Source organism: Desulforegulaceae bacterium (assembly GCA_034006035.1).
GTDB lineage: Bacteria > Desulfobacterota > Desulfobacteria > Desulfobacterales > JACKCP01 > JACKCP01.
On sequence record JAVETN010000005.1, the window covers coordinates 25,484 to 37,121 of the forward strand.

The 11,638-nt window shown below is 31.2% G+C and carries 11 protein-coding genes; 5 read left to right on the top strand and 6 right to left on the bottom strand.

Going from position 1 to position 11,638, the window contains the following annotated elements; genetic code table 11:
- The first annotated feature begins 61 nt into the window (after positions 1-61).
- The 4 genes from cysS to RBR53_05375 are packed head-to-tail and all read left to right on the top strand — an operon-like array spanning position 62 to position 5,619.
- Positions 62-1,468, top strand: coding sequence for a cysteine--tRNA ligase (gene cysS, locus RBR53_05360; GenBank protein MDY0132079.1), 1,407 nt, complete (start codon positions 62-64; stop codon positions 1,466-1,468).
- A 3-nt stretch (positions 1,469-1,471) separates the two neighbouring features.
- Positions 1,472-3,478: an excinuclease ABC subunit UvrB gene (gene uvrB, locus RBR53_05365; protein MDY0132080.1), complete on the top strand. Its 2,007-nt coding sequence runs from the start codon at positions 1,472-1,474 to the stop codon at positions 3,476-3,478.
- 6 nt (positions 3,479-3,484) lie between these two features.
- Positions 3,485-5,305, top strand: a complete 1,821-nt coding sequence (gene uvrC, locus RBR53_05370) for an excinuclease ABC subunit UvrC (GenBank protein ID MDY0132081.1) — start codon at positions 3,485-3,487, stop codon at positions 5,303-5,305.
- A gap of 32 nt (positions 5,306-5,337) precedes the next feature.
- Positions 5,338-5,619, top strand: coding sequence for a hypothetical protein (locus RBR53_05375; GenBank protein MDY0132082.1), 282 nt, complete (start codon positions 5,338-5,340; stop codon positions 5,617-5,619).
- A 166-nt stretch (positions 5,620-5,785) separates the two neighbouring features.
- On the opposite strand, the gene RBR53_05380 is transcribed toward RBR53_05375, so the two are convergent.
- Complete coding sequence (locus tag RBR53_05380) at positions 5,786-6,142, bottom strand: flagellar basal body rod C-terminal domain-containing protein (GenBank protein MDY0132083.1); 357 nt, start codon at positions 6,140-6,142, stop codon at positions 5,786-5,788.
- 306 nt (positions 6,143-6,448) lie between these two features.
- On the opposite strand from RBR53_05380, the gene RBR53_05385 reads away from it, so the two are divergent.
- Complete coding sequence (locus RBR53_05385) at positions 6,449-7,531, top strand: hypothetical protein (protein ID MDY0132084.1); 1,083 nt, start codon at positions 6,449-6,451, stop codon at positions 7,529-7,531.
- A gap of 102 nt (positions 7,532-7,633) precedes the next feature.
- Here the strand turns inward: RBR53_05385 and RBR53_05390 are convergent, their stop codons facing one another.
- The 5 genes from RBR53_05390 to RBR53_05410 all read right to left on the bottom strand — a co-directional run bounded on the left by RBR53_05390 (position 7,634) and on the right by RBR53_05410 (position 11,627).
- The gene (locus tag RBR53_05390) at positions 7,634-8,803 is read right to left on the bottom strand and encodes a phospholipase A (protein ID MDY0132085.1); all 1,170 of its coding nucleotides are present in this window, start codon (positions 8,801-8,803) and stop codon (positions 7,634-7,636) included.
- A gap of 4 nt (positions 8,804-8,807) precedes the next feature.
- Positions 8,808-9,626, bottom strand: a complete 819-nt coding sequence (gene thiM, locus RBR53_05395; protein MDY0132086.1) for a hydroxyethylthiazole kinase — start codon at positions 9,624-9,626, stop codon at positions 8,808-8,810.
- 72 nt (positions 9,627-9,698) lie between these two features.
- On the bottom strand, positions 9,699-10,682 hold the full coding sequence (gene msrB / locus RBR53_05400; protein ID MDY0132087.1) for a peptide-methionine (R)-S-oxide reductase MsrB: 984 nt from the start codon (positions 10,680-10,682) through the stop codon (positions 9,699-9,701).
- Positions 10,683-10,917: 235 nt separating this feature from the next.
- A complete protein-coding gene (locus RBR53_05405; protein MDY0132088.1) occupies positions 10,918-11,238 on the bottom strand; it encodes a phosphoribosylaminoimidazole carboxylase in 321 nt (106 codons plus the stop codon).
- Positions 11,238-11,627, bottom strand: coding sequence for a nuclear transport factor 2 family protein (locus RBR53_05410; protein MDY0132089.1), 390 nt, complete (start codon positions 11,625-11,627; stop codon positions 11,238-11,240). The genes RBR53_05405 and RBR53_05410 overlap by 1 nt, the downstream gene beginning before the upstream one ends.
- Positions 11,628-11,638: the final 11 nt, after the last annotated feature.

Sequence of the window (11,638 nt, forward strand, 5' to 3'; positions counted from 1 at the left end):
GATAAAAATACTTAATATTTCATCTTTGACTATTAACTTGAAATTTATGCAAGGATAATAAATGAGCCTAAAAATTTACAACACGCTTTCAGGACAAAAAGAAGATTTTGTTCCTGTAAAGGAAAACAAAGTCAATATTTATGTGTGCGGACCTACAGTTTATGATTACAGCCATATAGGGCATGCAAGATCAGTTGTGGTATTTGATACCGTTGTCAGATATTTTAGATTTCTTGGATATAAAGTTACCTATGTGAGAAATTTTACTGATGTTGATGATAAAATCATTAAAAGAGCCAATGAAACAAAGATGACTTCAGAAGAGGTTTCTCTTAAATTCATTGATGAATTTACCAAAGATATGACAGCTCTTAATGCTCTTAAGCCTGATTTTGAGCCAAAGGCAACTGAACATATAAATGAAATTGTAGCTCTTGTTCAGGATTTGATTGAAAAAGGCTATGCCTACGAAGTTGAGGGGGATGTTTATTTTAGAGTTGAAAAGTTTGAAGATTATGGAAAACTTTCAGGAAGATCCCTTGAAGACATGAAAGCCGGAGCAAGAATTGAAATTGATAAAAGAAAAGAATCTCCCTTTGATTTTGCTTTGTGGAAAAGTGCAAAACAAGGAGAGCCTTATTGGGAAACTCCCTTTGGAAAAGGAAGGCCTGGCTGGCATATTGAATGTTCTGCCATGAGTTCTAAATACCTTGGAGAAAGTTTTGATATCCATGGAGGAGGAAAAGACCTTATTTTTCCCCACCATGAAAATGAAATTGCCCAGTCTGAAGCAGTTCATGGGAAAAATTTTGTCAAATATTGGATGCACAATGGGTTTGTACGAATTGATCATGAAAAAATGTCAAAATCATTGAATAATTTTCTTACAATTAAAGATACTCTTAAATCATGGCATCCTGAAGTTGTAAGATTTTTTCTTTTATCCAAACATTATAGATCTCCAATAGATTTTACAGATGATTCCTTAAAAGAAGCAGAGGCATCTCTTGATAGAATTTATTCTTTTTTTGAAAGAATTGAAAATTTTAAATCAGACTTCGGTAATCAAGAAAAATCAAGCTTTTGGAATGAATTTATAGAGGCAATGAATGATGATTTTAATACTGCCAAGGCCATAGGAGTAATTTTTGAAGGGGTAAGAGAGGCAAATAGGTTAATTGATTCAGGTGAAAACACAAAAAAAGCCAATTTAATTGCAAATGAAATTGTGAAAATGGGTAATTGCCTTGGGATTTTATTTTTAACACCTGAAGACTATTTTAAAAATAAACCTTCAAAATCAGATCTTGAAATTACTCCTGAAGAAATTGAAAACTTAATTGAAGAAAGAAAAACTGCAAGAACAAATAAAGATTTTCAAAGAGCTGATGAAATTAGGGATGAGCTTTTAGAAAAAGGAGTTGTTCTTGAGGATAAACCAGGAAAAACTATCTGGAAATTTGCATAAAAAATGGGCCTTTTTAAATTAAAATCAGAATTTAAGCCTGCAGGTGATCAGCCTCAGGCTATAAGTGCTTTGGCTAAAGGACTTAAAAATGGGGAACCTCATCAGGTTTTACTAGGGGTTACAGGTTCAGGTAAAACTTTTACCATAGCAAATCTAATTGCAGAAGTTGAAAGGCCTGCCCTTGTAATTGCACCCAATAAAACCCTTGCAGCCCAGCTTTACAATGAATTTAAGTCTTTTTTTCCTGAAAATGCTGTTGAGTATTTTGTAAGTTATTATGATTATTTTCAGCCTGAAGCTTATCTTCCTTCATCAGATACCTATATTCAAAAAGACTCTTCAATGAATGAAAGAATTGATAAGATGAGGCATTCTGCAACAATGTCACTTCTTACAAGAAGAGATGTTATTATCATAGCAAGTGTTTCCTGTATTTACGGTCTTGGAGATCCTGACGAGTATTTAGGTTTAAAAGTTGATATTTTTGAAGATATGGAAATTTCAAGGGATATTTTAGCTAAAAAACTTATTTCAATCCAGTATAAAAGAAATGATACTGATTTTCACAGGGGAACTTTTAGAATAAGGGGGGATAGAGTTGATATTTTTCCGGCTTATGAAGAAGAAAAAGCTGTAAGAATTGAGCTTTTTGGTGATGATGTTGAATCAATTTATGAAATTGACCCTTTAAAAGGAACCAGTATAAGAAAAATTCCAAGGGTAAGTATATTTCCAGGAAGCCATTATGTAACCCAGCAAAATAAAAGAAACAAAGCAATAACCAATATAAAAAAAGAACTCAGGGAAAGAACAAAGTGGTTTCGCAGGGAAAATAAACTTATTGAAGAACAAAGAATAGATGAAAGAACAAGATATGATCTTGAAATGATGCAGGAACTTGGTTTTTGCAATGGGATTGAAAACTATTCAAGGCATCTTACAGGAAGAAAACCAGGTGAACCGCCTCCCACAATGATAGATTATTTTCAAGATGATTTTTTTGTGGTTCTTGATGAATCCCATATTGGAGTTCCCCAGATAAGAGGAATGTATAATGGAGATTTTGCAAGGAAAACAACTTTGGTGGAATTTGGTTTCAGGCTTCCTTCGGCCCTTGACAACAGACCTTTGAAGTTTGATGAATTTACAAAAAAGATAAGTCAGGCCATTTATGTTTCTGCAACTCCTGCTGAATATGAAATAACAAATTCAGGTAAAGAAAACATAATTGAGCAGATTGTAAGGCCCACAGGACTTGTTGATCCTGAAATTGAAATAAGGCCTGCTTCAAATCAGGTTGATGATATTTACGATGAAATCAAGTTAAATGTTTCAGCAGGGGGTAAAGTTCTTGTAACCACCCTTACAAAAAGAATGTCTGAAGATTTAACAGATTATCTTGAAGATCTTGGGGTCAGGGTAAGATATCTTCATTCTGATATAGATACAATTGAAAGAATTGAAATTATAAGTGATTTGAGAAATGATAAGTTTGATGTTTTAATAGGGATCAACCTTTTAAGAGAAGGTCTTGATATTCCAGAAGTTTCTCTTGTAGCTATTCTTGATGCAGATAAAGAAGGGTTTCTTCGTTCTGCAAGATCTCTTATCCAGACTTTTGGACGTGCTGCAAGAAATCTTGATGGAAGAGTTATTCTTTATGCTGATAGGGTGACTCCATCAATGAAAGAAGCAATAAGTGAAACTTCAAGAAGAAGAAAAATTCAGGAAAAATTCAATAAAGACAATAAAATTATCCCAAGATCCATTAAAAAAGATCTTGCTGGATTTTTTATAGATGAAAGAGAAAAGGAAAAATTTAAGTTTTTTGAAGAAACTGAAATTAAAATGGCTGCTGAAGAACAAGAGCTTTTTGGAAAGAACTCTAATCCTGAACTTGAAATTAGAAAATTTGAAGATCTTATGAATAAAGCCGCATCAAATCTTGAATTTGAAAAAGCAGCCAAATACAGGGACAAAATTGAAGCTTTAAAGAAAAAAATCCGGTAAATAAAAATGACTTTTAAAATAAGAGAATTTTTAGCTGAAAAAACAGCCAAATCTCCCTTAAAACCCGGTGTCTATTTAATGAGAGATGAAAACGGGAATATTTTATATATTGGAAAAGCCAAAAATTTAAGGAATAGATTAAGCACTTATTTCAGGCGTAAAGAAAAAGATTCATTTAAAACTTCAATTCTTGTTTCAAAGGTACAAGATTTTGAGGTTATTTTAACTTCAAATGAAAAAGAAGCTTTTCTCCTGGAATCTTCCCTTATCAAGAAAAATAAACCCAAGTACAATATTATTTTAAAAGATGATAAAAGCTATCCCTATATCAAGCTTGATTTGTCAAAAGAGTTTCCCAAATTTTCAATTGCAAGAAAAATTGCAAAGGATAATTCCAAATATTTTGGTCCTTTTTCGTCTGGAAGTTCTGTAAGGCATACTCTAAAGCTTATTCAAAAAGTTTTTAAGATTAGAAACTGCAGGAACAGTGTTTTCAATAAAAGGGAAAGACCATGTCTTAACTATCAGATGAAGCTTTGTAATGGTCCTTGTGTTTGTGAAGTTGATCAAAAAGAATATATGAAAAATATAAGGGAAGCTATTCTTGTTTTAAAAGGCAAGGCTCCTTTTCTTTTGAAAAAAATTGAAAATGAAATGAAGAAAAAAGCTCTTGCCCAAGAGTTTGAAAAGGCGGCTGTTTTAAGAGATAAGCTTTTTGCACTTAAAGAAACAATTGAAAAACAATCTGTAGCCGCCACTGATCTTGTTGACAGGGATTTTGTTTCAATTGCAGGGGAAGAGCTTAACAAGGTAATAAGTCTTTTTAAGGTTAGAAGCGGTTTTATTCATGATAAAAAAAATTTTGAATTTTCTGATGCAGCTGCAGATCCTGAAGATATTTTAGAGTCTTTTATAAAACAATATTATGAAAAATTAAGCTATATTCCAAAAGAAATTATTGTAAATTTAAAAATTCCTGAAAAAATAATGATAGAAAGTTTTTTAAGGGAAACTTTTAATAAGGCTGTGAAAATTATCAAGCCTGAAAGGGGTGAAAAAAAAGCCCTTCTTGATATTGTTTCAGAAAATGCCCAATCAGCTAAAAAAGAACTTGATTCAAAAATAAATTTAAAGGCAAAACTTTTATCAGATTTAAAATATTATCTTGGAATGAAAAATCTTCCCTTAAGAATAGAATGCTTTGATAACTCAAATATATCAGGGACAAATCCTGTAAGTGCCATGGTTGTTTATGAAAATGGAAAACCAAGCCATGATGAATACAGAAGGTACAATCTTAGTTTTACAGGAAAACCAGATGATTATTCATATATGAAAGAAGCTTTATTTAAAAGATTTGATAATTCAGAAAAACCAAATCCAGATCTTTTAATTGTTGATGGGGGAAAAGGGCAGCTTAATATTGCCATTGAAATTTTAAGAGAGCTTGGACTTAACAATAGTTTTTCTGTGATAGCGCTTGCAGAAAAAAATGAGGCTAAAGGAGAAGATAATGACAAAGTTTATCTTCCCGGAAGAATGAATCCCCTGTTGTTTCACAATAAAAGATATCTTCTTCATTTTCTCATGACTATAAGAGATGCTGCTCATAACAATGTAATAAATTTTCATAGAAAAAAAAGAAAAAAGCAGATGAAGACCTCTTCCCTTGATAATATCCAGGGTCTTGGGCCTAAACGAAAAAAACTTTTGCTTGATCATTTCAAGACTTTTAAAAATTTAAAAGAAGCCGATTTTGAAGAAATTGCCTCTGTAAAGGGAATTCCTGAAAAAACAGCAAAGCTTGTATTTGAAAAGTTTCATTAAAGAAGTTTTTTAAAACTCCGAGATAATAAATTATGAAAAAGCTTATTTTAATATTTATCCTGATTTTTATTTTTCCCTTTTCTTTGTCCGCCAAGGACTATAACAGGGGAAAACTGCCCAAAGTTGCACAACCTGACTGGGTTTATCCTTCCAATAGAAAAAACTACCAAGGTTATGAAAAGAAAAGGCTGAAAAAGCTTAATAATCCTGATTGGAAACATTCAACAAACAGGGACACCGGAAAAAACAAAGGCGGGGGCTCTGTTTATTATTATGATTATCAGTCCATCAAACAGAGAACTTCAGGAAAATAGCTTAAAATAAAATTTGATTTCAGCCAATTTTAATCAGAATCAAAAAAATAATTTTTAAAACTTTAAAAATACAGGTCGGTTTTAATTTGGTTTTAAGTGATTTAAAAACAACTCAGCCTCAGAACTTTGTTCCAAGGCTGGTTTTTTTTATTAAGCCCGATAGGTGTTAACCTTTGATGTCAATAATGGTTCCTGTCATCTGAGACTGGGTTTCAATTGTTTTAAGGTTTGATGTGTAAAAGTTTTCTGCAGCAACCATTTCTGTCATTTCCTTTGCAAGATCTGTGTTTGACATTTCCTGGTATTTTTGCATTCCATCATTTGAAATTGTTTGTTTTACAGGACCTGGAGAATTCTCTCTTCTTACCTGGGCTGAAGGCTGAAGATTATTGTCCTGATTTACAATTGTATCCTGCCTTTTGTAATTTTCAGTGTTTACATTTGCTATATTGTTGGCATTTGAATTCAGCAGTGATGAATATGCTCTTAATGCCGCCTGATTGCTTCCTACTGAGGAGATCATTTTTTTCTCCTTATAATTTAAAATTAACTTTCTTTATAACTATTTTAAATCTTTCTTAAATTAAGTCAAGCAACTAATTTTTGTTCTTAAAAAATTAACAAATAAAGATTAGACAATTTTTTATCCTGTGATAATACAATTTAGGCTTGAATTAATGTGAATTTTTATGAAAAATATAAAAACTTTGAGATAATTGGTTTTTAAAAAAGCTGGTTTAGAAAATGTTTTTATAATAATAAGAGCAATGACCCTTTGTTAAAGTTTAGGAATTTATTTAAAATAAAAACAAACTTTTGGTGATAATTAATGGCAGAAAATGAGTTGATTTTAAAAAAATATGATAAAAAGATCAAACATTATTTAAGGTTTTGTGAAAGAATCCGTTTTATTCTTGAAGATATTTTGATTAAAGAAGGATTGTATATAAACTCAATTCACAGCAGGGTAAAATCAAAAAAAAGTCTTATAAAAAAAATCAACAGGCCTGATGTAGTTTACAATGACTTGTCTGAAATTACAGATGTTGCTGGTCTTAGGGTAACAACTTATTTTAGTGAAGACGTTGACAGGGTAGCTGAAATTGTAAAACGAAAATTTATTATAGATCATGAAAACTCAATAGATAAAAGAGAAATAAAAGATCCTGAAAGATTTGGTTATCTTTCTCTTCATTATGTTTTAAGTCTTTCAACCTCTGATATGACTGGAACAGATTGTAAATTTTTAAAAGATTTAAAAGCAGAAATTCAGATTCGTTCAATTCTTCAGCATGCCTGGGCAGAAATTGAACACGACCTTGGATACAAAAGCAAACACTCAATTCCCTTTGAAATGAGAAGACGTTTTTCAAGGCTTTCAGGATTGCTGGAGCTTGCTGACGAAGAATTCAACAGCTTAAGGTTTGATCTTAGAAAATATAAGGAAAGAATTGAAGGTGCTGAATATATTGATAAATATATAGATAAAATTTCTCTTATAAATTTCATTGAAAGAAGTGATCTTGTCAAAAATATTGATATGGATATAAGCATTAGAACAGGGCTTGAGCTTGAGCATGAAGACTGGTTTATAGAATCCCTTGTAGAAAAACTTAAGTTTGCAGGAATAACTGACTTTGAAAAATTATTGATTAATCTTGGAAGGCTTTCTGAAATTGTTAAAAGATTTGCCGAAGACCATTTAAAAGCAAGATCAACTTATTCAGCCATTAGTATAGGAGTGTGTATTTATTATTTTTGCACTGTTTTTCTTGCTGAAAAAGGAGATCTGGATAAAATCAAGGGGTATTTAGAAAAATTCAGGCTTGGAAGCAAAGACTCAAGGGAAAAATTTGCTGTAAAAATAGTTGAAAGATTCAAATCTATAAGTGAAGAATTTAATAAAAATTAATACAAAAGCCTGCCACAAATAAAATAACAGCTTTTTAATTTTAAAACTAAATTTGTGTTTTTATACCAACCCGGCTTTTTTCAGGCTTTAGAATTTCTTTTTTTATCTCACAAGGGCAAATCCAAATCTTATGGATTCGTTTCTTTTTTTATAGTTAATAAGTGATTCTGCCAGGGCATTGGTATATTGTGTCTGAAAATATAAATCAAAGTTTTTAAAAAATTTATGCAAGGGATAATAAAAATCAACTCTTACAGAACCTCCTTTACTTCCTCTGTAAAAAGAAGATTCCAATAAAAAGCTGTCTGCTTTGCCTAGAGTTACTTGAAGGTCGAAATATCCCCTGTATTTGTAAAGATCTTTGTTGGTTTCGTCTTCGTTATTTATATAAGACCAGATTTTAGGGGAAATTAAAAGTCCATAGGGTTTTTTGTCTGCAAAAAATAAAAACATGGGCTTGAAATATAAAAAGTTTGTGCTTCTAGACTCATCTTCATCCCTCCCGTTTGACTCATGCTGAAGACCTGTTTGCATGAAAAATCTAAATTTTTTATATTCAGGATTCATTATATTTGGAGAAATAAAAAACAATTCCGGCATATAGCTTGTATCTTTAAAAGGAATAGATTCGGATTTAAGATCCCAGAATGAAGTTTGGGTATAACCAAAATGCAAACCTTTGGTCCAGGGATATTTTTGAGCAGTTTTACTGTTATTTCCAAAAAACCTGTATTTAAAGCTTAGCTGAAATTTACTTTCTTTTGGGTCTGCTCCTATTAAAAAATAAATAGGCTTATAAGGTGTGAAGTTTTCAAGGTAAGGCTGGTAAAGGTGAAGCATTGAGTCAAAGGTTTTATAAGAGGTTTTTTCAAATTCAGAGGCCTTTATAGATATTATTGAAAACTCAACTTCAGGGTAAATACCCATGGAAATTCTTACTTCTCCTTTTAGAGAAGGCGGAAGTTCAAGTCTATAGTTTAAAACTTTAAAATCGTCTTTTTTTAAAATCAGGGTTTCTGATTCAATATTATCAACTGAAACTGCAGTTGATGAAATAAATTTTGAATTTGTTGATAAAAAACATTCTATCCTATTTTCTATTTTTGCTTCCATTTCCTCTTCTGAAGTGTTGTGAAAATAAAGAGTGAAAAAAATTGGGCTTCCCTGTTTAATGCTTGTCTGGGCAGGTACAGCAGCTGGAACAGCAGTTAAAGCAAATGAATAATTTGAGCATGAAAAAAAGAAGAGGAAAAAAACACAGACTTTTTTCATTTTATCATCCGTTTATTGGTTTTATTTTAGAATTTTTGTCAATCTGTTCTTTTCTAATAGAGTGGAGTGAATCAATAAAATTCATGCTGAATGTACCAGGGTTTTTTGAAACTGAATAAGCAAGCTCTCCGCAAAGTCCATAATAGGCAAACCCGCAGGCAGCAGCTTTTATTAAGTCTTTTTTGGATACAGAACAAAAAGCTCCAATAACTGCAGAAAGACCGCATCCCATTCCTGTGACTTTAGTCATTAAAGGGACTCCGTTTTCAATCAAAAGAATTTCTTTGCCATTTGTAACAAGATCTTTTTTACCTGAAATGGCCACCACAGTTTGATTTTTTATTGAAATTTCCTTTGCACTTTCAATAATTTCATCGCTGATTTCATTTATGGCAGAATCAACTCCCCTTGTTTTTATATTTTCATTTGAAAGGGAGAAAATTTCGGAAATATTTCCTCTTAATACACTTATATCAACTTCATTTAATATTTTTTTGGCGGTCTCAGTTCTAAATTTTGTAGCTCCTGATCCTACTGGATCAAGAATTACTGGAATATTGTTTTTGTTTGCAGTTTTTCCAGCCAAAATCATGGCTTTAATCCATTTTTCTGAAAGGGTGCCTAAATTAAGAACAATTGAGTCAGCATGGGATGCCATTTCTTCAACCTCTTCAATTGCATGTGCCATCACAGGTGATGCTCCGCAGGCAAGGAGAATATTTGCCGAAGAATTCATTGCCACATAGTTTGTAATATTATGGATTAAGGGTGATTTCTTTTTTATCAGCTCATGGAAAACAGAGGTTCTTTTGTTTGGGTTCATTTTTTTTTCCGTAAACTAGTTTATTATAAATTAAATTTATTTGTTTAAAACAATTAATTTCTACCTTGGCAATCAGTTTTTTAAAATTTCTTTGTAATAGGATAAACCGTATTCATCAAGCTTTTCATATGGAATAAACTTTAATGACCCAGAATTTATGCAATATCTTAATCCATAAGGTTTTGGACCATCATTAAAAACATGGCCAAGATGTGAGTCTGATGAGCTGCTTCTTACTTCAGTTCTTTCCATAAAAAGTTTTTTATCTGTTTTTTCATAAACTGCACCTGGATTTATGGGCTTTGTAAAAGAAGGCCAGCCTGAACCTGAATCAAACTTATCTTTGGATGAAAAAAGAGGCTTTTTTGATACTATGTCAACGTAAATCCCTTTGTTTTTATTGTCATTATACTCATTGTCAAAGGGAGGCTCAGTTCCGTCATTTTGAGTTAGTTCAAACTGAAGCGGGGTAAGTGTTTTTTTGAGCTCTTCTTTTTGATAATATTTTTTCTTTGCAGAAATTGCCTTTTTTTCTTTAATTGAATTTACATATTCTTCCCTGCCTGATCCTTTTTTATAGATTTTAAATCTAAAAGGATTTTTTTTGTGATAATTTTGATGTTCTTCTTCAGCAGGATAAAATTTAGAAAATTCTTTTAACTCAATTTTAATAGGTTTTTCATAAAGTCCTGATTTAGCAAGGGTTTTAATTTTTTCTTCAGCTTGAGTTTTTTCTTCTTTTGTATTGAAAAAAATTGCGGGTTTATATTGGGGGCCTCTGTCTGCAAAAGAGCCTTTGTCGTCTGTGGGATCTATATTAATAAAGAAAAAATCCATTAGTTTTTTAAAGTCAGTTTCATTGGGATTGTATTTTATCAGCACAACTTCAAGGTGTCCGGTTTTTCCGGTTGATACTTCTTCATATTCAGGGTTTTCAGTGTTTCCTCCCATATAGCCCGATACTGCTTCATACACTCCTGGAAAATTGTAAAATGCATGTTCAATACACCAGAAGCAACCACCTGCAAATGCTGCTGTTTTATATTCTTTTGTCATTTTAATTTCCTTTGTTTTATTGTTTTTTGCTAAAGTTATCTGGGGGATAAAAAAAATGGTAATTAAAAAAAACATTTTTATATATTGTTTCATAGTTTCTACTTTTTAATAAATTAGCTGCAATTAATAAATTTTAAAAAGGCAATAAATGGTGATTGGATAAAAAATTTGATTTTGTTTTGGTTTAAATCTCAATTTACATGATTTTTTCAAACAATTGAATATAAATAGTGGATTAAGCGTAGTGAACTGCAAGCCACACAGTTTCTTTTTCTTGGCTGGTTGCAAGAACTCTGTGCTTTTCATTGGCTTTTATGTTTATTGCCTCGCCTTTTTTTAAATAAATTGTTTTAAAATTTTTTTTAAACTGGATAAGGGCAGCACCTTTGAGAACAACTACAAATTCGTTTAATTTTTGATCATACCAAAATTCTTTTGGGTAAGAATTTCCCTTTGAAATAATTTTTTCAATTTTTATGTTTTTATTTTCAATTATTGTTTCAAAGAGTTCATCTTTTATTTTGGAAGGGATATTTTCAAAAAAACTAAATTTCATTATCTGCTAAAATCTTTTATTGATGAAATAAGTCCGTTTTCAGATATTTCAAACTCACTATAACCTTCAATTCTTATTTTATCGCCTTTTAAAATTTCATCTGAAAGATTGGCTGAAAGAATTCCGTCGAAAAAGATCTCTGCTGTTGCTGTGTTTTTTTCAACAGCAATAGTTATCATTGTTTTTTTCTTTAATTCAAATATTGATGAAGATGAGTTGCAGATTTCAATAAATTCTTTGATTCCTTTTGTTTTAACAATTGAAGTTTCTTCGGTAAGATTTTCAAATAAAACCTCAGGTTCAAGAATTTTAGCCATTGATTCAAAATCCGAGTTGTTAAAACAATTAATATAGTTAAGGACTATTGATTTTATTTTTTCTCTGTCCATTTTTTCCCCGA

Coding starts and splice junctions, on each gene's coding strand:
- uvrB (MDY0132080.1), top strand. CDS start 1,472: ATGGGCCTTTTTAAATTAAAATCAGAATTTAAGCCTGCAGGTGATCAG.
- RBR53_05405 (MDY0132088.1), bottom strand. CDS start 11,238: ATGAAATTTAGTTTTTTTGAAAATATCCCTTCCAAAATAAAAGATGAA.
- thiM (MDY0132086.1), bottom strand. CDS start 9,626: ATGAACCCAAACAAAAGAACCTCTGTTTTCCATGAGCTGATAAAAAAG.
- msrB (MDY0132087.1), bottom strand. CDS start 10,682: ATGACAAAAGAATATAAAACAGCAGCATTTGCAGGTGGTTGCTTCTGG.
- RBR53_05410 (MDY0132089.1), bottom strand. CDS start 11,627: ATGGACAGAGAAAAAATAAAATCAATAGTCCTTAACTATATTAATTGT.
- uvrC (MDY0132081.1), top strand. CDS start 3,485: ATGACTTTTAAAATAAGAGAATTTTTAGCTGAAAAAACAGCCAAATCT.
- RBR53_05390 (MDY0132085.1), bottom strand. CDS start 8,803: ATGAAAAAAGTCTGTGTTTTTTTCCTCTTCTTTTTTTCATGCTCAAAT.
- RBR53_05375 (MDY0132082.1), top strand. CDS start 5,338: ATGAAAAAGCTTATTTTAATATTTATCCTGATTTTTATTTTTCCCTTT.
- RBR53_05385 (MDY0132084.1), top strand. CDS start 6,449: ATGGCAGAAAATGAGTTGATTTTAAAAAAATATGATAAAAAGATCAAA.
- RBR53_05380 (MDY0132083.1), bottom strand. CDS start 6,142: ATGATCTCCTCAGTAGGAAGCAATCAGGCGGCATTAAGAGCATATTCA.
- cysS (MDY0132079.1), top strand. CDS start 62: ATGAGCCTAAAAATTTACAACACGCTTTCAGGACAAAAAGAAGATTTT.